Below are 24180 nucleotides of genomic sequence, written 5' to 3' on the forward strand. Positions count from 1 at the left end.
GACGGGGCGGGGACGGTCGGCGAGCGACCTGCCCGACACCGGTCACGACCGGGCGACGTGGACCCCATCCGCCGCCAGGGTGAGGACGAGACGATGACTCCCGCTCCCGTCCAGGACCAGCGGCGCGCCGTCAGCCGTGTGCAGGGCGACGCCGGTCCGGACTTGCTGTACCGGTCCGCCGGCCAGCCGATACGACAGGAGACGCGAGTCCGGGTCGCCGGGCACCCCACCGACCGCGACCCACTCGACCTCGCGAGTCGTCCAGGCGGCATCGGGGAGCCGAACCGTCACCAGCCGGCGCGCTCCCGGCCCGCTGATTCGGTCCTCGCTGGCGACGAGGCCGTTGGCTGCGCGTTCCAGCCGGGCGAGGTCGGTCGAGACCTGCTGGTCGCTCCTGTGCTCGCGAGCGTCGTCCAGTGCCGGCGCAGTCACGGCCAGCAGCGCCAGCGCGAGAGCGACCGAGAGAACGGGACGGACGCTCACAGGACCTCTCGGATACGGGCGAGGAGCCCCCCTTGCTCGCTGTCCTCCTCGGAAGTTGGTATCGTGTACGGGTCGCCGTCGTCGGTCGGACCCTCCGAGTACTGGCGGGCTGACCCGCCGCCGTGGCGGCTCGTGCGGGTGGACCATTCGGCGGCCAGCGCACTGTCGGGTGGGTCGGCGCGGTCGGACGTTCCCTCGGTCTGTCTCCGGGCACTGGCCTCGAGTTCCTCGACCCGGGCCTCCAGCGACTCGACCGCAGCGAGCGCTCCATCCGCGCGTTTCTCCACCCGCTCGTTCACGCTCCGGACGTTGCCGGCGTACCCGCGCAGCGCCTGAACCGCGGCGTCGAGCTCGGCGACGGTGGCCTCGAGTTCGTCGAGCCGGTCGGTGAGCCTGGCTGCCCTGTTCTCGCCCGGCGTGGTCCCGTCGGTCGGTCCCGCTTCCGGGGCCGTCCCGACGGAGTCGACACCCATCGTTCCCGGGACCGCATCGTCGTCGGAGATGGCGCGCTCGACCGCCCGCAGTCGGTCGTTCAGTTGGTCGGACATGTCGCCACTGGCCGCGGCCTGGTATTTAAAGCCTCAGTCGGAACGTTTTACCCCCCGCTCTGCGGATGCCGATAGTATGAAAGTCGTCCTGATCGGTGTCGGACAGGCTGGTGGGAAGATCGCCCAGTCACTGGCCGAGTTCGACTACAACATGGACTTCGACGCGGTGCAGGGTGCGCTCGCGGTCAACTCCGCGCACGCAGACCTCCAGAATCTGGACATCGAGACGCAACTCGTCGGCCAGGATACGGTGAAAGGGCACGGCGTCGGCGGTGACAACGAACTCGGCGCACAGGTGATGCAAGACGACGCCATCGAGGTCATGGACAGCCTCGACGGGAAGATCACGGCGCAGGCGGAGGCCATCTTCGTCATCGCCGGCCTCGGCGGCGGAACCGGCTCCGGCGGTGCCCCGGTCCTCGTCCGCGAACTCCAGCGCGTCTACGACCTTCCCATCTACGCGCTGGGCGTCCTCCCCGGCCGCGGCGAGGGGTCGATGTACCAGGCCAACGCCGGTCGGTCGCTCAAGACCGTCGTGCGCGAGGCCGATTCGACCATCCTCGTGGACAACGACGCCTGGCACGACGCCGGCGAGTCCATCGAGGGGGCCTTCGACAGCATCAACCAGAACATCGCCCAGCGTATCGGCCTGCTGTTCGCCTCGGGCGAGGCGGTCGAGGGCGTCGGCGAGAGCGTCGTCGACACCTCCGAGGTCATCAACACGCTCCGCGAGGGCGGCATCGCCTGCATGGGCTACGCCAGCGCCATCTCGGGCGAGACCGCCGAGGACAACATCAACGCCGTCACCAGCGTCACCCGGTCCGCACTGTTCACCGGGACGAGCCTTCCCGATGCCGTCACGGCGGACTCCGCACTGCTGGTCGTCGCAGGTCGCCCCGAGGCGATTCCGCGGAAGGGCGTCGAACGCGCCCGGCGCTGGGTCGAGGACCAGACCGGCTCGATGCAGGTCCGTGGCGGCGACTTCCCGCTGGATTCGGACCGCATCGCCGCGCTCGTCCTCCTCGGTGGCGTCGAGCGCTCGCCCCGCATCGAGGAGTTCATGGAGCGCGCTCGCGAGGCCCAGCAGCAACAACAGAAAGCACCCGAGGACCACGCCGCGAACTTCCGCAACGACGACCTCGAAGACCTGTTCTGAGCCAGCTCAGTTCGGTTCGGTCTCCGGTTCCCTGTCTCGCTTCACCCGCGCCCGCGCGTCCTCCAGCGTCTCCGTGTCCAGCAGCGTCTCCAGTTTCCGTTCGAACTGTTCCTCCGAGAGTTCGCCCTGTGCGTAGCGCTCGCGGAGCGTGTCGAGGGCGTCGCGCTTCGAACTGGGGAGGTCCTCTCGCGTCGTCTTTCCGCGGAACGCCCCGTCCAGTGCCTCGTCCATCCGACGGTTCGTCTCGCCCAGGAGGTCTGCCTCGTCCTCCTCGCCGGAGAGGATGCTGACGATGGGGACGACGACGGCGTACCCGATGACCCAGATCAGCCACCAGTTGTTCACGTCGAGGAAGAGGCCAGCGAGTCCAGCACCGCAGACGAGCAACGACGCGACCCGGGTCAGGCGGGTGTCGTGAGGGCGGGTCGGCATAGCTGTCGATTGGACGAACGCGGTGAAAAACGTTCTCTCGCTCGTTCAGACCAGGCTCGCGCCGTCGAACTCGGTGCGCTGGAAGTCGACCTCCAGCAGGTCGAGGATGGTCGGCGCGATGTCGAAGAGGTCCGCGTCGGAGATGTTCGCCTCGGGGTCGTCGATGAACAGGGAGGCGTTGTCGAAGCTGTGCATCCCGTTGCGGGCACCCTTGGTGAACACCTCGTCGTGACCCTTGAAGCCGGCCTTGAGGTCGAAGCCGTGGTTCGGGATGATGACGAGGTCCGGCGCGATGTCGTCGTGGTCGCCGCGGAACGCCTCCTCCTTCTCGACGACACGCTCGGCGACCTTCTCGCCGTTCGGGCCTTCGAGGGCTTCGAGGTCGGCCTTGAGCTCGTCGCGGACCGCCTCGTACTCGTCCTGTGGGACCGAGCCACGCGGCTCACGGCCTTCGAGGTTGAGGTAGACGCGTCCCGGGATGAACGAGTAGGCGCGGGCGTCCGAGGAGATGTCGCCGAGCTCCTCGGGCTCGTCCGTGTCGAACTCCAGCCAGCCCTCGCGGCGGAGCCACTCGTTGAGGTGGACCTCGTTGTCGAGGGTGGTGAACCCGTGGTCGCTCGCGACGACCATCGTCACGTCCTCCGGAAGCTGCTCGCGGAGCTTGCCGAGGTAGTCGTCGACCTTCTCGTAGAAGTCGAGGAACTCCTGTTTGTAGTCGCCGTCGCGCTCGTAGTCCTCGAACAGGAAGTGGTTCACGCGGTCGGTCGTCATGAAGACGCCGAAGAACAGGTCCCAGTCGTCCTGCCCGACGTAGTGCGAGAACGCCTCATAGCGCTTGTCCAGCGTGAGGTGGGCGTCTTCGATGAACTCCGCTTTGTCGTCCTTGTGCCCGAGCTTGGCGTTGACGTCGAGCTTGTAGTCGATAGAGTCGAGGTAGCCCCCGAACTCGTCGGGGTAGGCGGCCTTGCTCATGTCGTTGACGGAGAGGAAGCCGCTGACCATGCGCTGGACGTTGCGCTGGGGTGGGAACGTCACGGGGACGTTCATCACGGTCGAATCGCGACCGTCCTCCTCCACGCGGTCCCAGAGGCGCTTGGCCTGCACGTCGTCGCCCATGGGGACGTAGGTGTCGTAGGTACCGATCTCACGGTCCTGGAAGCCGTAGACGCCGGTCTCGCCGGGGTTCACACCGGTCGTCAGCGACGGCCAGCAGGCGCTGGACTCGGGAGGAACGATGCTGTCGATGGGACCGGCGCTCCCCTCGCGAGCGAGCGCGGTCAGGTTCGGAAACCGCTCCTCGTTGTCGGAGATGAGGCTGTACGGTACCCCGTCGATGCCGAAGAACGCGACGCGGGGCGTGTCGTCGCCACGAAGACGGTCGAAGAGACCCATATCGGCCCGTACTGCGGTCGACTACAAGAAGCTTCTTTTCACCACTCAATCAGGCCGCAGGTCACGACTCCCGGCAAAAATTCGTTACTCGTCGCGCCGCGACGACCGCTCGAAGTTCGTGGGAACCACGGTAACGTGGTACATCCCGACGCCACCCGTTGATTCGCGTGATTCCGTCGTCTCGCGGGGCTCGACCTTCGTCGTCGGGTGTACGCTGTTGGTTGCCATCTCTATCAGGATGTACGGGGCACCACCGGATAAAATTACTCATGCTCATAAATTATCGGGGGTCGGCCCGACATTACCAGAGCGTATCTTCTCGTGCAGCTGGCGTGTTGGGCAGTCCGGTCCGGGCGGACGAGACACGTTTTTGAAGGGGGTACCCGAACGTGGGACCATGGAACGAAACGTAGACGACACCGGGCAGATGATCCGTGTCGGGCTGGGGTCGGTCGCGGTGTTTGCAGGGATGGTCGCGGGTGCGGGCTTCCAGCGCACGTCACTCGGCGTCCTCCTCGGCGTCCTCGGTGCGACGCTGTTGCTGACCGGTGCGTTGCGCGTCTGCCCGCTCGGGGCAGTGCTCGACTGAAAAGAACCGAACTCGGAGACGGTCGTTACTGGAAGTTCTCTTCGTAGAGGTCCATCGCGTGCTCGATGGCGTCCTTCGCCGCCTGCTTGTCCTCCCAGCCCTGCGTCTCGACTTCCTTGCCGGCCTCGAGGTTCTTGTAGGTCTTGAAGAACTCGTCGATCTCGTCGAGCTGCTGCTGCGGGATGTCTTCGAGGTCCTCGATGTGGTCGAAGCGCGGGTCCTCGGTCGGGACCGCGATGACCTTGTCGTCCTGCTCGCCGTCGTCGTCCATCTTCATCAGCGCGACGGGACGGGCTTCGATGACACAGCCCGGGAACGTCTGGTCCTCGACGAGGACGAGCACGTCGAAGGGGTCCTCGTCGTCGTAGTACGACTGCGGGATGAACCCGTAGTCGGAGGGGTAGTGGACGTTGCTGTGGAGCACGCGGTCGAGGACGACCCCGGGGATGTCCTTGTCGTACTCGTACTTGTTGCGCTCGCCTTTCAGGCACTCGACGACTGCGTAGATGGTCTCCGGCGCGTTCGGGCCAGTTTCCAGGTCTTCCCAGAGATTCGTCATACGTTCTGGCGTGGGAGTACGGGGCGGAAAGTCCTTTCGTATTTACCCATTCGTCACAGTTTATCCTCGGGCGAACGACTGTGTGGCACGATATCACGGCCCGGTAACTGGAAAAAAGTAACAGGAACCCGAAATCGCAATGCCTCAGGCAGTCTAGGGAGTGACGGGTCGGTGGAACTGCAAGTAAATGCACTAATAGTTGAGAAGTGTTAAATAGCCTGGTGACATTTAGTAAGGTATGTCAGAGGCACAAGCAGTCACCGGGCAACAGGGCATCGCGCGTGAGCTCACCGCGTTCCAGCACAACATTCTGGTCATTCTGGCAAAGGAGCCGATGTACGGTCTCGCGATTAAACGCGAGCTAGAGGATTACTATGGAACGGAGGTCAACCACGGCCGCCTGTACCCGAACCTCGACGAACTCGTCGGGCTCGGACTCATCGACAAGAGCGAACTCGACAAGCGGACCAACCAGTACGAGCTGACCGACGACGGCTACGACGCCGTCATGGACCAGCTCCAGTGGACGCTGTCGAAGATCGGTGAGGACGAAGAGCGCGCGAACGAAGTCCGCGCACTCCTCGACTAGGACGACAGATCGGGCACCCGTTTTTCCGCGGTTTCGAACACGAGCTCCAGCGACGTCTCCACCACTGCTTTCTCCTCCTCGGTCGGCCACGCGTTGCGCGGATAGTACCACTCCAGGAACTCCTGCAGCTCTGCGCTCGTCGCGGTGTCGGCCGGCCGGGCGTAGTGATTGCCCATGAAGTCGGCCAGCTTCCTGGCGTTGTTCGCGTGGACCTCGCCGTGTGCGTCGGCGATGGCGGCGACCAGTTCGTCGTTCTGCTCGGCGACCTCGGCCCACTCCTCGGGCTCGCCCGGGCCCGAGAGCGACGCCTCGACCGCCCGGTCGGTGTCCTCGATGCGGTCGGTCCGGATGACGCCGTCTTCGACCCACTCCTCCGGGTGCAGGACGAGCGTCTCGCCCTCGTCGTCGTCGCGGACGCGAGCCGTGAACTCGTGGTCCTCCAGCAGGTCGGTCCGTCGCGTCTCGTAGGACTCGACCGCCCCGTCGTCGACTGCTTCCCTCGCGAGGCGCGTGAGTCGTTCTGCCTCCTCGACCACGTCCTCGGGGAGTTCCTGGTCTTCGGTCTCGTCGGCCGATTCCGCCTCGTTCTCGTCCGGATGTGCGTCCTCAGGCATCGTCAAGAGCTTCGTTCGCAAGGTTGTCGGCGCGTTCGTTTATCTCTCGCGGAACGTGCGAGAGCGTCCAAGAGTCGAAGTTCGAGAGCAGCTCCCGGACGGTGACGCGTTTCTCGCGCAGCGTCGGGTTGTTCGTGTCGTACTCGCCGCGGACCTGCTTGACGATGAGCTCGGAGTCACCGCGGATCTCCAGTTCGTCGTAGCCGAAGTCGCGCGCGGCTTCGAGTACCCGGATGAGCGCGTCGTACTCGGCCTGGTTGTTCGTCGCGTTCCCGATGCGCTCGGACCCCTCACCGACGATTCCGTCGCTCGTCACGATGACCCAGCCGATGGCTGCGGGCCCGGGGTTTCCGCGGGACGCCCCGTCGAAGTAACAGTGCGCGCGCCCGCCGCCGTCGCGGAGGACGGCCTCGATGTCGGACGGCTGTGCGCCCTGGATCACGACCTTCTCGTCGTAGGCGACCGCGGACGCGTCCCCGTACTCCGCGCGCCAGCGCTCGTGTTCGGTGTTCCCGTCGGTGACGGTCGCACCCGCGGATTCCAGTCGTTCACGGGCCTCGTCGACGTCACACTCGATGACCGGCATTGACCGAACGTCACCGAACCTGGTGTAAAACCGTTCTGATTCGATTTCAGTGTCAGCTGGACAGAATTGCCGCAGTCTGCTGATTCGTTCTGAGCGGGACTTTCTGTCGCGGCCGAAGGGGCCAGAATCATACCAAGGGTTTAAGACTCTCCGAACTACTACTATAAAAGTGCGATGACACGGTCTACCCGCCAGCGGGAGCGAGAACTCGAGACCGAATCCTCGGACGAGCAAGAAGGGGTCAGGGAGTGCCCCGAGTGCGAATCCGATAATCTGGTCAAGAGTTCCGACAGGGGCGAACTCGTCTGCGACGACTGCGGGCTGGTCGTCGAAGAAGAGAAAATCGACCCCGGTCCAGAGTGGCGCGCCTTCAACCATCAGGAACGACAGGAGAAGTCGCGCGTCGGAGCCCCGACGACACAGACGATGCACGACAAAGGGCTCACGACGACGATCGACTGGAAAGACAAAGACGCATACGGGCGCTCTATCTCTTCGAAGAAACGCAGTCAGATGCATCGGCTGCGCAAGTGGCAAGAGCGTATCCGGACCAAGGACGCCGGCGAACGCAACCTGCAGTTCGCGCTCAGCGAGATCGACCGGATGGCGTCCGCACTCGGTGTGCCGCGCTCGGTCCGCGAGGTCGCGTCGGTGATCTACCGGCGCGCGCTCAAGGAGGACCTCATCCGAGGTCGCTCCATCGAGGGCGTCGCCACGAGTGCACTGTACGCGGCCTGCCGGAAGGAAGGCATTCCGCGAAGTCTCGAAGAGATCTCCGAGGTCTCCCGTGTGGAACGAAAAGAGATCGGCCGGACGTACCGGTACATCTCCCAGGAACTCGGCCTGGAGATGAAGCCGGTCGACCCGAAAAAGTACGTACCGCGGTTCTGTTCTGAACTCGAACTCTCCGAGGAGGTCCAGACGAAAGCAAACGAAATCATCGAAACCACCGCAGAGAAGGGACTGCTCTCGGGCAAGTCTCCCACTGGCTACGCCGCGGCCGCGATCTACGCCGCGTCGCTCCTGTGCAACGAGAAGAAGACCCAGCGTGAGGTCGCCGACGTCGCACAGGTGACGGAAGTCACTATCCGGAACCGCTATCAGGAACAGATCGAAGCGATGGGCATCCACAGCTAGGACCCGTCGGTAATCCTCTCCTATTTTCGAGCGCAGAGCGACTGCATTCTTCTTGCTCTGCTTACAGGACACGGTTCAGCTAGCCTGATTGATATGAGAAGCGGCGTAACCATTAACCCAGCAGGCGACGAGGTGATGGCGATGGGTTTGCTCATCGGTACCCCGGGGGGTCTCTTTCGCACCAGTGACGGCTTCGAGACCGTCGAACGGACGCTCGACGCGCGGGTCAATCGACTTCGCGTGTTCGACGCCGGTGCGTTCGCCGCGACACCGGCCGGTCTCTATCACTCCGAGGACGGCTGGGAGTGGAGGAAACTCGAATCGTTCGCCGGTCCGGTCCACTCGATGGCCGTCAGCCCCGACGAGGCGTACTGGTACGTCGGCATCCGGCCCGCGGCCGTCTACGTCTCCGAGGACGGTGGAGCGACGTGGGACGAGTCCGATGGCTTCCAGAACTTGCCTTCCCGCGACCGCTGGCGCGACCGCGCACCCGGCGACGACGCCGCGGTTCGGACCATGGCCGTCCACAGCAGCGCACCCGACAGGCTCGCGGTCGGTGTCGAACCGGGTGGGGTCTTCGTCAGCGTCGATGGCGGCTCGACCTGGAACGACCGGACTGCCGGGGTCCACGACGACGTCCACCACCTCCTCGCGCTGGAGATAGACGAGTACCTCGCAGCCACCGGGAACGGCCTCTACCGCACCACCGATGCGGGCCGGTCGTGGCTCCGACAGGACACCGACTTTCGCGACTTCTGGTTCAACTACTTCCGCGAGTCCATCGCCCACGACGGGACCCTCTACACTGCCGCGAACGGCTGGGGGCCGTCCGCCCCCGGCGGTGCGGTCTTCGAGACCCCGGTCGACGAGACGGGGCGGGAGGCGACACGCGTTCCGTATCCGGGCGAGAAGGAGTCGTTCGTCGTCTCCTGGGCGACCGACGAGGACGATATCTACGCGGGTACCCTGCGAATCGACGACGGGTTCCAGCAACGCGCTCCAGGCCGTATCCTCCGACGCGAGGAACACGGCTGGATCCAGGTCGGTGAGGTTCCCACTGCCGCGCGGTCGCTCGCCACGATTTAAATCGGAGCGAGCGGCCACTCGCGGTATGTCCTGACCACGCGCCCGGTCGCACCACGCGGTTGTGCGACACACTGCGACCGGGAACAACTGGGTGTCGCCTGTTCGCCAGACCAGTGCAACTGCCACCAGGGTGTGAGCACGCGATGGTTCGTCACCCATCACGGGCGCGAGACCTCACCCGGTGACGAGTGACGTCACGACTCGCAGGACTCCGTGACGGTCACCATCGCCGTCTCGGTCACTGGCTTGTCGTTGTTCTCGCGACGATACGCCGTGTCGACCGAGCAGTCCGGCCCGAAGTCGAACGTGGTGTCGCCGTCGACGTCCCTGTGCGGCATCGCGACGAGTCTCGTCTTCGATTCGAGTGTGTCGTCGAGCTCCACGCAGACGCTCTTGTGAGCGCCGGCCGGGAGGTACTCGGAGTGGCCGACGAGGGTTCCAGACGTGTCGTGGATGGCGATGTAGCCACCGTCGGGGAGGTCGGCACAGGCCTCGACGCTCGTTCCGTCGGTCGTCTGCTTCTCGAAGGTGACGGTCGCGGTGTAGTCGCCTTCGTCCTCGTCTTTCTGTTCTTCGTCTTCCTGTTCTCCGTCTTCGTCCTCGTCTTCCCGTTCTTCGTCCTCGGAGTCTTCCCCGCCGCCGGTTCCGGATTCGTCACCGTCGTCATCATCGGCGTCGCTGGACTGCCCGATGGTGAGCGTCGCCGTGGCGGTCTCGGCGGCGCTCTGTGCGTTCACCGTCACACCGACCGGAGCGTTCCCGGCCTCGCCGGGGTTCGAGACGTCACCGACGGTGACGACGAGCTCGTCACCGGCCTGCAACGAGTAGTTCCCGCCGAGCCCGACGGTCAGCGTCTTCCCGTCGTTGCTCGAATCGACGCTACTCACGTCGGCCGTCGCGTCGGTGTCGACCGTAGCACCGTCGGCGTCGTCGCCGCGGTCGATGCCGGCCGTGACGAGGTCGTCCTGCCCGACGTCGCTGATGTCCGCGTCGGTCTCGCTGTAGTCGACGACGAGCGAGTTCCAGGAACTGCCGGTGGCGTCTCCGTCTACGGTCACGGTGACCTTGTGAGTGGACACTGCGTCGGGGGTGTCCGGGTCGGCCTCGATCGTCGCGTTCTGTGCGCCCGAGACGGTCGCCGTCACACCGACCAGCGGGACGGTGCTAGCGGCGAGCGCGAGGGTCTGTCTGCGTGTCGTTCGTACCATCTTACCGTTCGAACCTTCGTTGAGACATTGGTTGCATAGCTCTCGTCCACGACGGTGCTGTGACACACCGGCGGGACGGTCGGGGGTTCTCACAGGAGCGGGAATATTATTCAGCTGTTAAGCGCTTGACAACAGTGTGAAACGGTCGATTTCGTCTCGGGTGCATCGTCGGTGGCGTCGGTTCGTCGGGGAAGGTTCTTACCCGCAGACAGACCATATGCGAACGAATGCGGCTCGACGACTACATCGAGAGCCTCGAACCCGACGAGGACGCCAGACGCCGGCAGCTGGCGAAGGAGAAGTCCTACGCCATCACCGACTACCTGCAGGACTTCCAATCGCGGTTCGAGGAGACGGTGCAAGGTGATTCCCTGTTCGGGGCGACGGCACCCTCCATCTTCGTGGGTCGGACCAACTACCCGCGGGTGTCGACCGGTCTGCTCTCGCCGGTCGCCGAGGGGGACCCGACGGACTTCGTCACCGACGGCGCGTGGTACCAGCAGGGCCTCGGTGTCGGCGACGTGGTCGAGCGCCGGACCGGTCTGTTGAACTCGACCCGGCGGGCCAACGTCGACGTGAACGACGTGTGGGACGGCTTCGTCGGTGTCCAGCGCGAGGTGGCCATCGCGGGTGACCCGGTCGACCTGGAGATCGGCCTCGATGGGAAACCGAACCTCGACCTCGACGTCGACGACGGCATAGCCACGCCGCGGGGACCGCGAGCGAAGGCCACGTCGGTCGACCTCACCGAGAACCCGTACGTCCCGAAACCGGTGAAGAAGACGCTGGAGGACGACGACTGGCAGGCCCAGGGCGCGATGACGTACCTCTACCGCCGGGGGTTCGACGTGTACGACGTGAACCGTATCCTCTCGGCGGGCGCGCTCGGCCAGGGCGAGAACCGGCGGCTCGTCCCGACCCGCTGGTCCATCACGGCCGTCGACGACACCATCGGGCAGTACCTCCGCGGGCAGATCCGCCACGCACCGAGCATCGATTCGGTCGAGGTGTGGGAGAACGAGTTCATGGGCAACCGCTACTGGGTCGTCCTCGCGCCGGGGCAGTGGGAGTACGAACTCGTCGAGATGAAGGCCCCGGGGAGCGTCTGGAACCCGGCCGAGTCCGGCGACATCTGGATGGGAAGCGCCTCGGAGGGCTACGAGGGCCGGACGGGGTACGTCGACGAGACGGCCGGCGCGTACTACGCCAGCCGGCTGGGCGTTCTCGAACACCTCGCCGACCGCGGCCGCCAGGCGAAGTGTCTGGTCCTGCGTGAAGTGAGCGACGACTACTGGGCACCGGTCGGCGTCTGGCAGGTCAGGGAGAGCGTCAGGAACGCCTTCGACGGCGAGCACGGTGAGGCGGAGACGTTCCACGAGGCGGTCCGGACGGTCGCCCAGCGCCTTCCGGTCTCACTGGGTCGCCTCCGCAGGAAATCGGAACTCGTCGCGGGGCTCCAGTCGTCGCTGTCTGATTTCTAACACCATCGGTTTCCGTAGCCGTCGGATTTATCGTCGCGCACACCATGGTACAATTTGTCATGGTGTGGCCGCTTCTGTTGGTCGACTTCGGCGGGCAGACGCCCGCCGTCGCCAGCCTGCTCGCGCTCGTCGTCGTCTCGCTCGTGCTCGATTACTACTACCAGCGCGTCGGCCTTCGGTAGCGGTTCATAATGTCTATTGTAGATCGTTACCGCTGGTTCGCCGGAATGTGGTGGCGAACCAGCAGTAAACAGCTACAATAAACATTATCAGACGTCGTTGACGTTGGCGAACGCCTGCTCGACGAGTTCGCCGGTGTCGGCGACGAGCTCGTCCCAGGTGTCGTCGTCGGGAGCCATCCCGAGCAGCCGCGCGATCTTCATGATGGAGACGTGGTAGACCTGCTGGCGGCCGGGTTCCTCCTCCCAGATAACTACGTTACAGGGCATCAGTCCGCCAATCTCCGGCGTTATCTCCATCGCACGGTCCGCCATCTCCGGGTTGCACGCACCGAGGACGTAGTACGGGTTGTGCTCGGAGCCGGTCTTCTCCTTGATGACCTCGGAGGGCGAGAACTCGACGAGTGTACCGAAGCCGGCGTCTTCGAACGCCTCGCGGACGTGTTCGACGGCCTCCTCGTGGTCCATCTCCAGGGTCGCACGCTTCTTGCCGATGTCGTCGTCACTCAGCTGGTCGGGGTCGATGTTGAGTGCCATCGACTAGAGAATTGCACGCACCGCCCAAAAACGTGTCTCCCCGGCCCGGGCTACACTGGAATCGGGAGCCAGCGGAGCAACCCGATGACGGTCTCGGGCGGGATGAGGGGCTCGTGCAGGACCAGCCAGTCCAGGAGGACGAGCCCCGCGCCGTGAGCGACGATGGAGGGGAGCAGCGAGTCGCTCTTGTAGTCGACTGCGCCGAACAGCACGTCCGTCGGCCCGGAGAGGAGCACTTCGAGCGGTGGCTTCCCGATGTGGTGGATCATGTAGACGAACGGGCTGATGAACGCGGCCTTGATGCCGAAGCGTTCACCGACGCCGACACAGAGCAGCCCACGGTAGTACGTCTCGACGGCGACGACCAGCCAGAACTGCTTGAGCGCGTGGACCGCGAACTGGTCCAGTGCGACGGTGCTGCCCCAGTCGCCCCACATCGGGTAGTACGCCCGGATACCCGGGAGCGACGACCCGATGACGTAGAACGGGAGGACGAACAGCGCCAGCAACAGCGTGTTGCGAATCGCCGGCCAGTCGACCCGGTAGCCGATGTTCTTCCCGTGGGTAATCGCGAGCGCCATCGGCCCGACGAAGAAAATGAGCGTGTCGGTTACCACCCGCTCGTTCAGTGGGTAGCGCGTGAACTCCATCCACAGCAACGCGAGCACGAACCCCAGCAGGAGTGACTTCTGTGTCCAGCTCAGGTTCGACGGGCGCAGGGAGGACAGTCGCTCGGAGAGCCACGACCGGGCGTCGTCGAAAGACCGTACGACCGTCGAGAACACGGTGGATTACTCGTCTGTGGTGGGAACGGCACCGCGGCCGACCACGTCGCGGACGGCGTTCTCGAACTCCTGGCGCTTCTCGAAGTAGGTGATGTCGATGTCCTCGAGCACCGCCGAGATGGTCTTCGGACCCTCGGGCGTCCGGATGGTGGACTCGCCCTCGAGCGCTTCGAGACGGCTCTTCTGGATGGGCCAGGTCAGTCGGGACGTGACGCGGGCCAGCGGTGCGCCCTCGACGGCGTCACCGGACCCGAGTTCGACGGCAGGTTCTGTCTCCTCTTCCTCGTCGTCAGCCATGTGCGGGGGTTTGCAATCCCGTCGATTCAACCTTTCGCTTCGCTGGCCGATGTCTGACGTACTGTTTTGTGTCGTGGGGCGTAAGTGAGGGACATGACTAGCCTCGCGGACGTGTACGAGGACAACGTCGGGGAGGTCGAGAACCTCCGTCGGTTCTACCTCGGGATGGGCCTGTTCCTCGCCGGTGCGCTGTTGACGGTCCTCGGTATCGTAGTCGGTGCGACCGACGTCCTCGCCGGTCTCGGCGTCGGCATCTACGGGTCGAGAGAGATAGCCGGTGTGTTGGGTGGCCTGGGCATCCCCGCCGTGCTCGTGGGCGTGTTCACGGTCCTGCCGGCGAGTCGGCGCATCCGGGCCGCGGCGGCCATCGGTGCCAGCGTCTGCGTGCTCGGCGTCGCGCTGTTCAGCCGTGTCTACCCGGGGGACTGGATCGGTTCGCCGACCGCGAGCCAGGGGATGACCCTGCTCGTCGCGGTCGTCTACTTCGTCGGCGTGTTCACCGCCATCGGGTGCCTGTTCAGCGCGGTCGTGACGTTCAAGACCCGTAACGACCCCGGCGGAACCGTCACCATGCAGGTGACCCGGGAGGGCGAGACGAAGTACGTCGAGGTCCCGGAGGAGAAGGTCGACGAGGTCGAGGGCGAGAAAGCCAGCGCCGCCCAGTACGGCAGCGTCGGGATGTTCGGCACCCAGCCCGACGGGAACGTCGAGACGCAGACGAACCGGCCGGGGCGCAAGGCCAGCGCCTCGTCCGGGTCTGGCTCGTGGTCGAACTCGTCGCCGACCCACCCGGCCGTGAACTCGCCGACCAGCGACGGCGGCACGACTCCGGACGACATCCGGTCGCCGCTGGACGAGGACGCCGAAGTCATGCGGACCGAGGAGCCGAGTCCCGCCGACAAGAACCTCGCCGACCGCTACTGCGGCAACTGCGCGCACTTCGACTACGTCCGGACGAACCGGGGTATCCAGCCCTACTGCGCCCACCACGACGAGGAGATGGACGACATGGAAGCCTGCCAGTCGTGGGAACCGAACAACTGACCGCGACTCGCTTGCTATCCTTGCCCAGCCCGAACTCGTTCTAACGTCGCACACATCCGGTCCCAGTGACTCCCGCGCCAGAAGCACTGCCCGCAGTCCCGGCACCGCCACGTCGGCGTGTCGTCGTCAGGGGCGTACTCGGGCGTCGACGACCCTTCGGCGACGCGTTCGACCGGGCCATTGCACCGGCCACAGCGCGTCGGCACGTCGGTCGGGGTGAGCGAAACGCCCGCAGCCGCGAGTTCCGCGAGCTGGTCCTCGGTTTCGCGCTGGCGAAGGAGAACCGCGTCCTCGGCCCGGTTCGATAGGTGTACGTCCCGCGTGACGAGGGTCCGGCGTTCGTCGGCCGCCATGGCCAGGAGTCGGTCGTCGTCGTCCTCGTCGCGGTCGAGGGCGTAGACGGTATCGTGGCCGCAGAGCCGGAGGTAGCTGGTGAGACCGCCGCACATCACGTCGAGCAGGAAGCGGGTCATCTGGTGGTCTTCAGCAGTCGTCAGTGCAGGAACTCCCGCACGCCCTCGGCGTCTCGGGCGTTGAGCACGTCCGCCGCCTCGGCCCAGCCCCGACGGGCGGTGTGGACGCCATAGCGGATGTACTCGAACGTCGCGGTCCGGTGGGAGTCCGTGTTGATGGCGATGGTCGCGCCCGCGTCGATTGCGTACTTCACGGCGCTCCCCGAGAGGTCGAGACGGTGCGGGTTGCTGTTGATCTCGAGTGCAACGTCGTGTTCGACCGCAGCCTCGGCGAGGCGTTCGGGGTCGATATCGAGACCCTTGCGCTGGTTGAGCAGGCGGCCGGTCGGGTGGCCGATGATGTCGACTGCGGGGTGTTGCATCGCCTCGATGATCCGGTCGGTCCCGTCGCCGTCGAGCGCGGCGTGCGGGGACGCGACGACCACGTCCAGTTCGTCGAGGACCTCGTCCGCGACCGAGATGCTGCCGTCGGCCGCGATGTTCGCCTCGACGCCGGTGAACACCTCGATGTCGACGTCCTCGGCTGCCTCTCGGACCGCGTCGGCCTGTTCGAGCAGGTCCTCGTCCTCGACACCGACGCCGCCGACGACACCGGGACCGGTCGCGTGGTCGGAGATGCAGAGGTAGTCGTGGCCGAACTCTGCTGCGCCGGCCAGCATCTCCTCGATGGTCTCGTTCCCGTCGGACCAGTCGGTGTGGTTGTGCAGGTCGCCGCGGATGTCGTCCTCCTCGAGGAGGTCCGGAAGGTCACCGTCGGCGGCCGCCCGTATCTCCCCTCTATCTTCGCGCAGCTCCGGCGGAATCCACGGTAAATCGAGGGCCTCGTACATCGACTCCTCCGTACTGCCGCCGATGCGGTCCCCGACGCGCTGGCCCGAATCGGGGTCGTCCACGTTCGAAACATCGAACGCGCCGTACTCGTTGAGCTTCATGCCGCGTTCGATGGCGTAGTTGCGCAACCGGACGTTGTGGTCCTTGCTGCCGGTGAAGTACTGTAGCGCCGAGCCGAACTCGTCGGGGACGACCACGCGGAGGTCGACCCGGAGCCCGTCGGTTCGGACCGCTGCCTTCTCCGTGCCGGCCTCGATGACGTTGTCCGCCTCGTCCCAGTCGGTGAAGGCGTCGACGACCGCCTCGCCGTCCTCGGTTCCGACGAGCACGTCCACGTCGCCGATGGTCGCACGCCAGCGCCGGAGCGACCCCGCGACCTCGACCGACTCCGCGGCGTCGACGGACTCGAGGTAGGCGACCACCGAGTCGGCGACCGGCCGGGCATCCCCCAGTAGGGTGCGTTCGCCCGCGGACTTCGCGAACTCCAGATTGTCGAGGATGTTCTGCTCGGTCTTCGCACCGAAGCCCTTGACGTTCTGTATCTCCCCGGCACGGGCCGCGGATTCGAGGTCCTCCAACGTCTCGACGCCGAGTTCGTCGTACAGCGTACCGACCGTCTTCGGCCCGACGCCCTCGACGCGCAGGAGGGCGGCCATATCGACGGGATAGCGCTCCCGTATCTCGGTCAACTCCTCGATCTCGCCGGTCTCGGCGTACTCGACGATCTTCGCGCTGATGGCGTCACCGACGTGGTCGAGTTCGTTCACCGCGTCCTCACCCTCCTCGACGAGTGCCTCGAACGAACCGGGGTACTCGCGGACGCTCTCGGCCGCCCGGCGGTACGCGTTCGGTTTGTACTCGACGCCGTCGGCCTCGAGCAGGTTGGCCATCTCTTCGAGTCGGTCTGCCACGTCCTGTTTCAGTGTCATGGGTTAGCGGTCGAGTGCTTTCTTCAGGAAGTTCATCCAGCGCTTCTGGTCGGCGGCCTCCTGGGCCATCGCCTCCTGTTCGAGGTTCGTCGGGCCGAGGTTCTCCAGCGCGTTCAGGGCGCGGTCGATGCCGATGATAGCGTTGACCAGTTCCTCGCCCTCCTCGCGCGAGAGCGCTTCCCAGTCCTCCTCGATGCGCTGGCGACGCTGGAGGCGCTCACGGCGGAGGTTCTTCTTCGCCTCGTCGACGCGCTCGCGTTCCCCCGGCGGGATGGTGTCCCGGCGCTTTATCTCGAAGACGAACTCCCGGAGGTCGAGCTCCGTCCCCTGCACGTCGATGCGGTCCGGGATGTCCGCACCGATGGTGGCTCCCTCGCGGTCGGCCCTCGCGAGGAGCTGCTTCTTCTCGTACTCTTTCACACCTGTACGTCGGTTCCGCCGGGTCAAAAACCCTGTCTCGCACCGTGGTTCCTCCCGAGTCCATCGACCACCGGGCCGCGAATCGAGACTCGATACGACGCCTGAACTCGTTGATACCTTTACAATCGACCCAGTCTACGTACTCGATAGGGAACATCAGTTCCCAGGCAGCCATGTCGACCCAACGAATCCGCACCCACCACGCGGCCGGACTCGACCTTTCCCCGGACGAGCCCGGACGCGACGATTTCACAGTCGTCACCGGGAGGCGTTCGTTCACACGATCGACGACATGGCGGTCGGTCAGACCTTTCGACTGAAGGTGACGGACTACTCCAATCCCGGACGATTCCGCGTTCATCGGCGGGCGGTTCACAGCGCCGCCCGCCCCCAATCACCCCTTCGCTGACGCAGACACTACTTCCACACGAGCGATGCGAGACGCTCGACGCCCGACCCCCGGATAGTTACTCCCCGGTTATCGCTCGATATTAGGAGCGACACGCCCGTTCCCAAACTCCTTTGCGTCTCCTCTGCTTACGTCAGTTCAATGGCTGAATGCGACGAGTGCGGCGACCACACCAGTATGCCGTACACGTGCAACCGGTGTGGTGAGAAGTTCTGTGGCAAACACCGGTTGCCCGAGAAGCACGACTGCCCCGGGTTGCAGTGGGGAGACCCGCAGGGCGTCTGGCAGGAAGACGACTCCGCCAGCGCGGGCCAGCAAGACAGTGGCGGTATCACGAGTGCGCTCTCTGGTCTCGGTTTCGGTCGCGGTGGCGCACTGAGTTACTTCCGCGGGAACATGACGTTCGTGTTCCTCGCGCTGATGTGGGTCACGTGGGGGCTGCAGTACTTCATCCTCCCCGTCGCCCTCGACATCGGCCCCCGGACCAGTCAGCTCTGGTACGACATCTTCACGCTCCAGAGCAACCACCCCGAGTACATCTGGGCGTGGTTCACCTCCATCTTCGCCCACGCGCCCGGATTCGGTCACATCGCCGGCAACAGCATCGTGATATTCTTCTTCGGCCGATTGGTCGAGGAGTACGTCGGCAGCCGTGACTACACGCTCATCTTCCTCGCGAGCGGTGTCGTCGCCGGCCTCGGCCAGATCGGCTTCGCGCTCATCCAGGGCAACCCGACGGCACTCTACGGTGCCTCGGGTGCAGCCCTGGCGATGCTCGGCGCGCTGACCATCATCCGGCCGAACCTCACCGTCCTCATCTACTTCCTCATCCCGACGCCCATCTGGGTCATCACCGGGCTCTACGCGCTGCTGAGTGTCACTGGCATCCTCGGTGGCGGTGTTCCGCTTCCGGGACAGGCCAACGTCGCCCACGGTGCGCACCTCGTCGGCCTGGTCATCGGTTTGCTGTACGGCCAGCGCGTCAAGGGCCAGATACGCCTGCCGCGCGAGACGCAACTCGGGGGCGGTGGTCGCCGCGGCGGTGGCCGCGGGCCCTTCTGAGGGATGCGCGACGAGTTCGTTCCGGACCCCGCCGCCTCCCGGGAGGAGATGGAGGCACAGCAACGCCGTGTCGCCGAGGTTGCGCTGTTTGAGGACGACTTCGACTTCGATTCTTCACAGGTCGGCTCCGACACCGGGCCGCTCGTCGCGGGCGTCGACCAGGCGTTCCTCGACGACCGGGCCGTGAGCGCCATCGTCGTCCTCCGGGGCGACACCGTGGTCGAGAAGACCTACGCAGTGTCGCCACTCGACATCCCGTATATCCCCGGGCTGCTCTCGTTCCGCGAGGGCGGTCCCATCCTCGACGCGTTCGAGACCCTCGACACGGACCCCGACCTCGTCATGTTCGACGGGAGCGGACGCATCCACTTTCGGCAGGCCGGGCTCGCGACCCACATGGGCGTCATCCTCGACGTGCCGAGCATCGGCGTCGCGAAGAGCCTGCTCTGTGGCACGCCGCAGGGCGAGACCGAGAACCTCCCCGTGGGCCAGCGCGTCGCCATCACGGCCGACGACCGGGTCGACGCGCCCGCGGGGACGACCATCGGCTACGCCGTCCAGACCCGGCAGTACGACACGCCGAACCGGTCGATAAACCCGCTCTACGTCAGTCCCGGCCACCGAGTGAGTGCCGAGACGGCGGCCGACCTCGTGGCCCGGCTGGCGACCCGGTACAAACTCCCCGAACCCACCCGGCTCGCCGATTCGTACGCCGACGAGGCGAAACGAACCATCGACACTTAGGTACCCGGCGGGAGAACGCCGGTCCATGACAGACGACTCGGACACGGACGCCGGGGGACCGGCGACCGACACGGGGTCGGGGAGCCCCGAACCGAAGCTGGAAACCGTGCTCATCACGGGCTGTTCCTCCGGAATCGGACGCGAGACGGCGAAGGCGTTCCTCGACGAGGACTGGCTGGTGTACGCGACCGCGCGCGACACCGACGATATCACGGACCTCGAAGCCGCTGGCTGCAAGACGGCGGAACTCGACGTGACCGACCGCGGACAGGTCGAACGCATCGTCGAGCGCATCGTCGACGAGCACGGGCGCATCGACTGCGTGGTCAACAACGCCGGGTTCGCCCAGATGGGACCGGTCGAGGACGTCCCGACGAAGAAGGTCCACGAGCAGTTCGACGTGAACCTCTACGGGCCACACCGGCTCATCCGCGCCGCACTCCCGCACATGCGCGAGTCCGAACGCGGGACCATCGTCAACGTCTCCAGCGCGCTCGGGCGCATCACGCTTCCGGGCTCGGGGGTGTACTCCGCCTCGAAGTTCGCACTCGAAGCGATGAGCGACGCGCTCCGCGGCGAGGTCGGCCAGCACGACGTGGACGTGGTGGTCGTCGAGCCGGGTCCGGTCGAGACGGATTTCTACGACCGCGCGGACAGCGAACTCGACGACCTGCCACGTTCGGACGCCTACGGTGACCTCTACGAGATGTACGACGACGCCAACACCGTCAGCGGTGGCAGCCCGATGTCGGTCAAGCCACGGGCGGTCGCCGAGACCATCCTGAACGCGGCGAGCAGTACCGACCCGGACCCGCGGTATCCGGTCGGGGCCGCCGCGAAGTACTTCATGCTCGTCCGGTTCGTCCCGGACCGCTGGCGGGACACCATCCTCCGGCTGGTCCAGAAGTTCGCGTCGTAGCGAGTCTGAGGGCCTCGTTCGGGCGGGCGCGAACGGGACGAACGTCACCGACCTTCGGGTCCTCGTCGTGACGTACAGGCGAACAGACGGTACGAGAACGACACACGCCGGTGTACCGTGCAGCCGCGGACCGGGCGTGTGGTGACGGTCAGAACACGGCCCGGTTGGCCGCCTACTCGTATTTCAATCCTCGGTCGGGCCGCATGTCATCGACCGCGAGTCTTGCGGTTCTCGCGGACGATTCCACCCGGAGCGTACACCTTCCCGCGTCGCTCCCTGTCGCCCCGGAGATGGAGGAACGCCAGGAGCGCGAGTGGCGAGAGGGCGGCCCCGGCCAGCAGGCCACCGGTCACGAGCGCTGGCTGACCGATCTCGACGATGCCTGCTTCCGGGTTGCCGACGACGATGGCACCCCGCATGTAGCTGGAACCGTGAGCAGGGCACGCGTACTTGCTGATACCATCACCGTCGAAGGTGAGCGTGTAGGTAGCGCCGGCTTCGTCGGTCGGGTCGCTTGCGTACGCGCCCTCGACGTCCTGCACGTCGTGGACACCGCCCTCGCCGGTCCACTCCCAGACGACGGTCGTCCCGGAGTCGACGCGGACCGCCGCCGGTTCGAAGGCGTGGTTCCCACCGTTCCCGGGTGCGCCGACGGTGATGCGGACCTCGTCCTCCCCGCGCATGTCGACGGTTCCCTCGTAGTTCTCGACATCGTCGAACCAGTCGCCGTAGTCCGGTTCGACCTCGACGAGACCGCCCGTGCCGATGTCGACCGGGACGTCACCGACGACGACCGCTCCTTTCATCCCCATCGCTTCGTGCGGGGAACAGACGTACGTACTCACGCCCTCCTCGGCGAAGTCGTGCTGGAAGGTGGCCCCAGCCTCGGTGAGAAGGTCGCTCTCGTACCCGCCTGCCTTCTCCACGACGTTGTGCATGCCACCCTCGCCGGTCCACTCCCAGACGACGGTCGTCCCCTGGTCGATGCGGACCGCCGCGGGTTCGAAAGCGAAGCCACCGCCGTTACCGGGTGCCCCGACACTGATGGAGACTTCTGCCTTGCCACGGGCGTCCACGAGGCCGTCGAAGTTCTCGACACCGACGAACCACTCGGCAAGTGCATTCCCTGGCTGTGCCCGTGCGGTCGATGCGCTCCCGGCGACGACCGCACCGGCGGCGAGTGCGCCGACCCCACGGAGGAACGTTCGGCGTGAACCGTCGTGTTGAACGAGACTCCTGTCCATGGGGAAACATAGGTGTATTGGAGATATATCGGCTCTTCAGATTCTCTAACGGCGAGAAATGTCTTTCTGATATATCTCTTCTGATGTGTAATATCTTCCTGTAAATCATGAGTTCCACCACGACCCGACGACGCTTCTTGCAGGCCATGGGAGTTGGCAGTGCGACCGCGCTCGCTGGCTGTACGATCGGCAGCCAACGAAACGACCTCTCGATCTTCGATCACGGGATGGCTGCTGGGCAGGCCAAGCTCTCACCGCCGAAGGCGGTCGACGTCGACCGGGTCGCGGCGGACCCGCGGGACATCCCTGCGCCCATCACGCGGACGGAACCGGCCGTCGTGGCGGTCGAGATGGAGACGCTGGAAGTCGTCGCCGAGGTCGAGCCCGGCGTCACGTTCACCTACATGACGTTCGACGGGCAGATTCCCGGGCCGATGGTCCGGACCCGCGTCGGTGACACGGTCGACCTGACCATCCGCAACCATCCCGACAATTCGATGGTCCACAACGTCGACTTCCACGCGTGCCGCGGCCCCGGTGGCGGGGCCGAAGCGACGGTCGTCGCACCCGGCGAGGAGACGCGCCTGCGCTTCAAGGTCACGTACCCCGGTGCGTTCGTCTACCACTGCGCGGTCGCGAACGTCGACTACCACATCTCCAGCGGGATGTTCGGCCTCATCGTCGTCGAACCCGAGGAAGGCCTCCCGCCGGTCGACCACGAGTTCTACCTCGGCCAGCACGAGCTGTACACGGCTGGAACGGCGGGCGAGCAGGGCCACCACGAGTTCGACTTCGCGGGCATGGCGGACGAGGACCCGACCTACGTCCTGATGAACGGCGAGAAGTACGCCATCGGGCCGCAGGGCTACGACGAGATGCGCGTGAAGACGGGCGAGACGGCCCGGATATTCTACGCGGTCGGTGGCCCGAACCTCACGTCGGCGTTCCACCCCATCGGGAGCGTCTGGGACGAGGTGTGGGAGCAGGGGGCGCTCGCGAGCCCGCCAGCCCGCTTCGTCCAGACGACGCCGGTCCTGCCGGGGTCGTCCTGTGTCGCGACGATGTCGTTCCCGGTCCCGGGCGACTTCAAACTCGTCGACCACGCGCTCAGCCGCGTCGCTCGAAAGGGCTGCCTCGCGGTCGTCCACGCTGACGGTCCCGAGGACCCGACGATATTCGACCCCGACCCGGCCTGAGCGCCGAGACGGGGCGAGAACGGTCTCGCCAGCTCAGTCCAGACAGGCCGCGACGATGCGCAGCATGCGTTCGCCACACACCTCTTCGGCGAACAGCGGGACGCGCTTGATGTCGTGGCCGACGAATATCTCCTGGGCCTCCGCCAGGGCCTTCTGCTGGACGTCCCAGCGACGCTGACAGAACTCACAGGAGTCCAGGTTCGGCTTGACGAACTCGTCCGGGTCCACGTCGTCGGTCACGTCGGCGAGGTCCTCCATCACCTTGTTGACGACGACGGTGCCAACGGGGATGCCGTACTCCTCTAACTGGGCGAGCAGGCGCTTGGACTCGAAGACGCTCATCTCCTCGGGGTTCATCACGACGCGGAAGTCGGTCTGCGTGGGGTCCCGGAGCACGGCTCGCAGGCGCTCTATCTGCTTCTGCAGTTCCTCGAGGTCGTCCGGCATCCCGTCGTCCTCCTGTGCGGGGCCACCGCCGAGCATGCCCTTCAGTCCCTCCATCATCCCGCCCAGACGCTCGCGGAGCTTGAGCATCCGGCCGACCATCGAGTCCATTATCTCGGGGAGTTCGAGCAATCGGAGCGTGTGGCCGGTCGGTGCGGTGTCGACGACGACCCGGTCGAACCGCGGGTCGTCGAGGTACTGGAGGAAGAGCTGCATGGCGGCGGCCTCGTCCGCGCCGGGCATCGCGCCGCCCATCAACTGTTCCATCGGACCGCCCTCGCCACCGAGCATGTCGCCGAGGCCACCCATCGGGCCGCCAGCGCCGCCGGGGCCGCCAGCGCCGCCCATGCCAGCGTCGTCCTCGTCGCCGGTCGACTGGCCGCCGCCGAAGACGGCTGCGCCCTGCTCCATCGCCACCTCGGGGTCTATCTCGGCCGCATAGAGGGGGATGTCGTCGCGAATCCGTGTCGGCTCGGCGGGGATGTCCGTCTCGAACGTGTCCGAGAGCGAGTGCGCCGGGTCGGTCGAGACCACGAGCGTGGTCGAACCGTCGCTGGCGCTTGCGAGCGCCGTCGAGGCCGCCATCGTCGTCTTGCCGACGCCGCCCTTGCCGCCGTAGAGGACGTACTTCGGCGCGTCGATACCGTCGAGGCCGACCTCGTCGGCTGCCTCCTCGACCACGTCCACGTCGATATCAGCGTCCGTCGCGTCGACGGACGGCTGTTCGTCGTCGCTTTCTTCTACGTCGTCGACCGCCTCGACGCTGATGTCAGTCATAGGCGCTGGTACCGGGTCACGACTTGTGTA

29 protein-coding genes are annotated in these 24180 nt (G+C 65.8%); 12 read left to right on the top strand and 17 right to left on the bottom strand.

Features of this window, described 5'->3' with window-relative positions; genetic code table 11:
• Positions 1-42 precede the first annotated feature (42 nt).
• Complete coding sequence (locus N6C22_RS07325) at positions 43-483, bottom strand: ABC transporter (protein WP_261650442.1); 441 nt, start codon at positions 481-483, stop codon at positions 43-45.
• Positions 480-1031 carry a hypothetical protein gene (locus N6C22_RS07330; RefSeq protein WP_261650443.1) on the bottom strand — a complete coding sequence of 184 codons (552 nt, stop codon included), beginning with the start codon at positions 1029-1031 and terminating at the stop codon, positions 480-482. The genes N6C22_RS07325 and N6C22_RS07330 overlap by 4 nt, the downstream gene beginning before the upstream one ends.
• Positions 1032-1107: 76 nt before the next feature.
• Here N6C22_RS07330 and N6C22_RS07335 point away from each other — a divergent pair, with 76 nt between their 5' ends.
• Positions 1108-2187, top strand: coding sequence for a tubulin/FtsZ family protein (locus N6C22_RS07335; RefSeq protein WP_261650444.1), 1080 nt, complete (start codon positions 1108-1110; stop codon positions 2185-2187).
• Between the two features lie 6 nt (positions 2188-2193).
• Here the strand turns inward: N6C22_RS07335 and N6C22_RS07340 are convergent, their stop codons facing one another.
• The 3 genes from N6C22_RS07340 to N6C22_RS07350 all read right to left on the bottom strand — a co-directional run bounded on the left by N6C22_RS07340 (position 2194) and on the right by N6C22_RS07350 (position 4239).
• Positions 2194-2619 carry an SHOCT domain-containing protein gene (locus N6C22_RS07340; protein ID WP_261650445.1) on the bottom strand — a complete coding sequence of 142 codons (426 nt, stop codon included), beginning with the start codon at positions 2617-2619 and terminating at the stop codon, positions 2194-2196.
• A 45-nt stretch (positions 2620-2664) separates the two neighbouring features.
• The gene (locus N6C22_RS07345) at positions 2665-4011 is read right to left on the bottom strand and encodes an alkaline phosphatase family protein (RefSeq protein ID WP_261650446.1); all 1347 of its coding nucleotides are present in this window, start codon (positions 4009-4011) and stop codon (positions 2665-2667) included.
• A gap of 84 nt (positions 4012-4095) precedes the next feature.
• The gene (locus N6C22_RS07350) at positions 4096-4239 is read right to left on the bottom strand and encodes a hypothetical protein (RefSeq protein WP_261650447.1); all 144 of its coding nucleotides are present in this window, start codon (positions 4237-4239) and stop codon (positions 4096-4098) included.
• Between the two features lie 169 nt (positions 4240-4408).
• On the opposite strand from N6C22_RS07350, the gene N6C22_RS07355 reads away from it, so the two are divergent.
• Entirely contained in the window at positions 4409-4600 is a 192-nt protein-coding gene (locus N6C22_RS07355; protein WP_261650448.1) for a DUF2892 domain-containing protein, read from the top strand.
• Between the two features lie 25 nt (positions 4601-4625).
• Here the strand turns inward: N6C22_RS07355 and N6C22_RS07360 are convergent, their stop codons facing one another.
• Complete coding sequence (locus N6C22_RS07360; protein ID WP_261650449.1) at positions 4626-5159, bottom strand: inorganic diphosphatase; 534 nt, start codon at positions 5157-5159, stop codon at positions 4626-4628.
• Between the two features lie 238 nt (positions 5160-5397).
• Here N6C22_RS07360 and N6C22_RS07365 point away from each other — a divergent pair, with 238 nt between their 5' ends.
• Complete coding sequence (locus N6C22_RS07365) at positions 5398-5748, top strand: PadR family transcriptional regulator (RefSeq protein ID WP_261650450.1); 351 nt, start codon at positions 5398-5400, stop codon at positions 5746-5748.
• On the opposite strand, the gene N6C22_RS07370 is transcribed toward N6C22_RS07365, so the two are convergent.
• Both N6C22_RS07370 and rnhA read right to left on the bottom strand, forming a co-directional pair.
• Positions 5745-6362: a rnhA operon protein gene (locus tag N6C22_RS07370; protein WP_261650451.1), complete on the bottom strand. Its 618-nt coding sequence runs from the start codon at positions 6360-6362 to the stop codon at positions 5745-5747. The genes N6C22_RS07365 and N6C22_RS07370 overlap by 4 nt on opposite strands.
• Entirely contained in the window at positions 6355-6948 is a 594-nt protein-coding gene (gene rnhA / locus N6C22_RS07375) for a ribonuclease HI (protein WP_261650452.1), read from the bottom strand. The genes N6C22_RS07370 and rnhA overlap by 8 nt, the downstream gene beginning before the upstream one ends.
• 174 nt (positions 6949-7122) lie before the next feature.
• On the opposite strand from rnhA, the gene N6C22_RS07380 reads away from it, so the two are divergent.
• Together N6C22_RS07380 and N6C22_RS07385 are read left to right on the top strand one after the other, a co-directional pair.
• Positions 7123-8085, top strand: coding sequence for a transcription initiation factor IIB family protein (locus tag N6C22_RS07380; RefSeq protein WP_261650453.1), 963 nt, complete (start codon positions 7123-7125; stop codon positions 8083-8085).
• Between the two features lie 141 nt (positions 8086-8226).
• Complete coding sequence (locus N6C22_RS07385; protein ID WP_261650454.1) at positions 8227-9171, top strand: glycosyl hydrolase; 945 nt, start codon at positions 8227-8229, stop codon at positions 9169-9171.
• Between the two features lie 194 nt (positions 9172-9365).
• On the opposite strand, the gene N6C22_RS07390 is transcribed toward N6C22_RS07385, so the two are convergent.
• The gene (locus N6C22_RS07390) at positions 9366-10379 is read right to left on the bottom strand and encodes a hypothetical protein (RefSeq protein ID WP_261650455.1); all 1014 of its coding nucleotides are present in this window, start codon (positions 10377-10379) and stop codon (positions 9366-9368) included.
• Between the two features lie 227 nt (positions 10380-10606).
• Between N6C22_RS07390 and nreA the strand changes: the two genes are divergently transcribed.
• Entirely contained in the window at positions 10607-11860 is a 1254-nt protein-coding gene (gene nreA / locus N6C22_RS07395) for a DNA repair protein NreA (RefSeq protein ID WP_261650456.1), read from the top strand.
• 44 nt (positions 11861-11904) lie between these two features.
• The gene (locus tag N6C22_RS07400) at positions 11905-12042 is read left to right on the top strand and encodes a hypothetical protein (RefSeq protein WP_261650457.1); all 138 of its coding nucleotides are present in this window, start codon (positions 11905-11907) and stop codon (positions 12040-12042) included.
• A gap of 87 nt (positions 12043-12129) precedes the next feature.
• On the opposite strand, the gene N6C22_RS07405 is transcribed toward N6C22_RS07400, so the two are convergent.
• From N6C22_RS07405 to N6C22_RS07415, 3 genes are all read right to left on the bottom strand, one after another.
• The gene (locus N6C22_RS07405) at positions 12130-12576 is read right to left on the bottom strand and encodes a DUF302 domain-containing protein (protein ID WP_261650458.1); all 447 of its coding nucleotides are present in this window, start codon (positions 12574-12576) and stop codon (positions 12130-12132) included.
• Positions 12577-12626: 50 nt separating this feature from the next.
• Positions 12627-13304 carry a CPBP family glutamic-type intramembrane protease gene (locus tag N6C22_RS07410; protein WP_303647688.1) on the bottom strand — a complete coding sequence of 226 codons (678 nt, stop codon included), beginning with the start codon at positions 13302-13304 and terminating at the stop codon, positions 12627-12629.
• 63 nt (positions 13305-13367) lie between these two features.
• Positions 13368-13658 (bottom strand): DUF5789 family protein, encoded by a 291-nt coding sequence (locus N6C22_RS07415; protein WP_261650460.1) that lies wholly within the window; start codon positions 13656-13658, stop codon positions 13368-13370.
• 93 nt (positions 13659-13751) lie between these two features.
• Here N6C22_RS07415 and N6C22_RS07420 point away from each other — a divergent pair, with 93 nt between their 5' ends.
• Complete coding sequence (locus N6C22_RS07420) at positions 13752-14702, top strand: DMT family transporter (RefSeq protein WP_261650461.1); 951 nt, start codon at positions 13752-13754, stop codon at positions 14700-14702.
• Positions 14703-14716: 14 nt separating this feature from the next.
• Here the strand turns inward: N6C22_RS07420 and N6C22_RS07425 are convergent, their stop codons facing one another.
• Genes N6C22_RS07425 through N6C22_RS07435 form a run of 3 tightly spaced genes read right to left on the bottom strand, consistent with a single transcriptional unit; the run spans position 14717 to position 17355 of the window.
• A complete protein-coding gene (locus tag N6C22_RS07425; protein ID WP_261650462.1) occupies positions 14717-15175 on the bottom strand; it encodes a Mut7-C RNAse domain-containing protein in 459 nt (152 codons plus the stop codon).
• 20 nt (positions 15176-15195) lie between these two features.
• Complete coding sequence (gene polX / locus N6C22_RS07430; protein ID WP_261650463.1) at positions 15196-16935, bottom strand: DNA polymerase/3'-5' exonuclease PolX; 1740 nt, start codon at positions 16933-16935, stop codon at positions 15196-15198.
• A gap of 3 nt (positions 16936-16938) precedes the next feature.
• Positions 16939-17355, bottom strand: coding sequence for a DUF5788 family protein (locus tag N6C22_RS07435; protein ID WP_261650464.1), 417 nt, complete (start codon positions 17353-17355; stop codon positions 16939-16941).
• A 550-nt stretch (positions 17356-17905) separates the two neighbouring features.
• On the opposite strand from N6C22_RS07435, the gene N6C22_RS07440 reads away from it, so the two are divergent.
• From N6C22_RS07440 to N6C22_RS07450, 3 genes are read left to right on the top strand one after another with little or no spacing between them, the layout of a single operon-like run.
• Entirely contained in the window at positions 17906-18826 is a 921-nt protein-coding gene (locus tag N6C22_RS07440; protein ID WP_261650465.1) for a rhomboid family intramembrane serine protease, read from the top strand.
• A 3-nt stretch (positions 18827-18829) separates the two neighbouring features.
• On the top strand, positions 18830-19570 hold the full coding sequence (locus tag N6C22_RS07445) for an endonuclease V (RefSeq protein ID WP_261650466.1): 741 nt from the start codon (positions 18830-18832) through the stop codon (positions 19568-19570).
• Positions 19571-19595: 25 nt separating this feature from the next.
• Complete coding sequence (locus N6C22_RS07450) at positions 19596-20489, top strand: SDR family oxidoreductase (RefSeq protein ID WP_261650467.1); 894 nt, start codon at positions 19596-19598, stop codon at positions 20487-20489.
• A 206-nt stretch (positions 20490-20695) separates the two neighbouring features.
• On the opposite strand, the gene N6C22_RS07455 is transcribed toward N6C22_RS07450, so the two are convergent.
• Positions 20696-21733 carry a halocyanin domain-containing protein gene (locus N6C22_RS07455; protein WP_261650468.1) on the bottom strand — a complete coding sequence of 346 codons (1038 nt, stop codon included), beginning with the start codon at positions 21731-21733 and terminating at the stop codon, positions 20696-20698.
• A 107-nt stretch (positions 21734-21840) separates the two neighbouring features.
• On the opposite strand from N6C22_RS07455, the gene nirK reads away from it, so the two are divergent.
• Positions 21841-22929, top strand: a complete 1089-nt coding sequence (nirK, locus tag N6C22_RS07460) for a copper-containing nitrite reductase (RefSeq protein WP_261650469.1) — start codon at positions 21841-21843, stop codon at positions 22927-22929.
• Positions 22930-22962: 33 nt separating this feature from the next.
• Here nirK and N6C22_RS07465 read toward each other — a convergent pair whose 3' ends face one another.
• Complete coding sequence (locus tag N6C22_RS07465) at positions 22963-24150, bottom strand: TRC40/GET3/ArsA family transport-energizing ATPase (protein WP_261650470.1); 1188 nt, start codon at positions 24148-24150, stop codon at positions 22963-22965.
• Positions 24151-24180 lie beyond the last annotated feature (30 nt).

Source organism: Haloarchaeobius sp. HME9146, from assembly GCF_025399835.1.
Taxonomy (GTDB): Archaea; Halobacteriota; Halobacteria; order Halobacteriales; family Natrialbaceae; genus Haloarchaeobius.

Bases quoted from the DNA above. Each gene is read 5' to 3' on its own strand.
- nreA (WP_261650456.1), top strand. From the start codon at position 10,607: ATGCGGCTCGACGACTACATCGAGAGCCTCGAACCCGACGAGGACGCC.
- N6C22_RS07335 (WP_261650444.1), top strand. From the start codon at position 1,108: ATGAAAGTCGTCCTGATCGGTGTCGGACAGGCTGGTGGGAAGATCGCC.
- N6C22_RS07330 (WP_261650443.1), bottom strand. From the start codon at position 1,031: ATGTCCGACCAACTGAACGACCGACTGCGGGCGGTCGAGCGCGCCATC.
- N6C22_RS07340 (WP_261650445.1), bottom strand. From the start codon at position 2,619: ATGCCGACCCGCCCTCACGACACCCGCCTGACCCGGGTCGCGTCGTTG.
- N6C22_RS07390 (WP_261650455.1), bottom strand. From the start codon at position 10,379: ATGGTACGAACGACACGCAGACAGACCCTCGCGCTCGCCGCTAGCACC.
- N6C22_RS07400 (WP_261650457.1), top strand. From the start codon at position 11,905: ATGGTACAATTTGTCATGGTGTGGCCGCTTCTGTTGGTCGACTTCGGC.
- N6C22_RS07445 (WP_261650466.1), top strand. From the start codon at position 18,830: ATGCGCGACGAGTTCGTTCCGGACCCCGCCGCCTCCCGGGAGGAGATG.
- N6C22_RS07370 (WP_261650451.1), bottom strand. From the start codon at position 6,362: ATGCCTGAGGACGCACATCCGGACGAGAACGAGGCGGAATCGGCCGAC.
- N6C22_RS07465 (WP_261650470.1), bottom strand. From the start codon at position 24,150: ATGACTGACATCAGCGTCGAGGCGGTCGACGACGTAGAAGAAAGCGAC.
- N6C22_RS07415 (WP_261650460.1), bottom strand. From the start codon at position 13,658: ATGGCTGACGACGAGGAAGAGGAGACAGAACCTGCCGTCGAACTCGGG.
- N6C22_RS07355 (WP_261650448.1), top strand. From the start codon at position 4,409: ATGGAACGAAACGTAGACGACACCGGGCAGATGATCCGTGTCGGGCTG.
- N6C22_RS07345 (WP_261650446.1), bottom strand. From the start codon at position 4,011: ATGGGTCTCTTCGACCGTCTTCGTGGCGACGACACGCCCCGCGTCGCG.
- N6C22_RS07365 (WP_261650450.1), top strand. From the start codon at position 5,398: ATGTCAGAGGCACAAGCAGTCACCGGGCAACAGGGCATCGCGCGTGAG.
- N6C22_RS07455 (WP_261650468.1), bottom strand. From the start codon at position 21,733: ATGGACAGGAGTCTCGTTCAACACGACGGTTCACGCCGAACGTTCCTC.
- N6C22_RS07385 (WP_261650454.1), top strand. From the start codon at position 8,227: ATGGGTTTGCTCATCGGTACCCCGGGGGGTCTCTTTCGCACCAGTGAC.
- polX (WP_261650463.1), bottom strand. From the start codon at position 16,935: ATGACACTGAAACAGGACGTGGCAGACCGACTCGAAGAGATGGCCAAC.
- N6C22_RS07450 (WP_261650467.1), top strand. From the start codon at position 19,596: ATGACAGACGACTCGGACACGGACGCCGGGGGACCGGCGACCGACACG.
- N6C22_RS07420 (WP_261650461.1), top strand. From the start codon at position 13,752: ATGACTAGCCTCGCGGACGTGTACGAGGACAACGTCGGGGAGGTCGAG.
- N6C22_RS07405 (WP_261650458.1), bottom strand. From the start codon at position 12,576: ATGGCACTCAACATCGACCCCGACCAGCTGAGTGACGACGACATCGGC.
- N6C22_RS07440 (WP_261650465.1), top strand. From the start codon at position 17,906: ATGGCTGAATGCGACGAGTGCGGCGACCACACCAGTATGCCGTACACG.
- rnhA (WP_261650452.1), bottom strand. From the start codon at position 6,948: ATGCCGGTCATCGAGTGTGACGTCGACGAGGCCCGTGAACGACTGGAA.
- N6C22_RS07380 (WP_261650453.1), top strand. From the start codon at position 7,123: ATGACACGGTCTACCCGCCAGCGGGAGCGAGAACTCGAGACCGAATCC.
- nirK (WP_261650469.1), top strand. From the start codon at position 21,841: ATGAGTTCCACCACGACCCGACGACGCTTCTTGCAGGCCATGGGAGTT.
- N6C22_RS07425 (WP_261650462.1), bottom strand. From the start codon at position 15,175: ATGACCCGCTTCCTGCTCGACGTGATGTGCGGCGGTCTCACCAGCTAC.
- N6C22_RS07350 (WP_261650447.1), bottom strand. From the start codon at position 4,239: ATGGCAACCAACAGCGTACACCCGACGACGAAGGTCGAGCCCCGCGAG.
- N6C22_RS07360 (WP_261650449.1), bottom strand. From the start codon at position 5,159: ATGACGAATCTCTGGGAAGACCTGGAAACTGGCCCGAACGCGCCGGAG.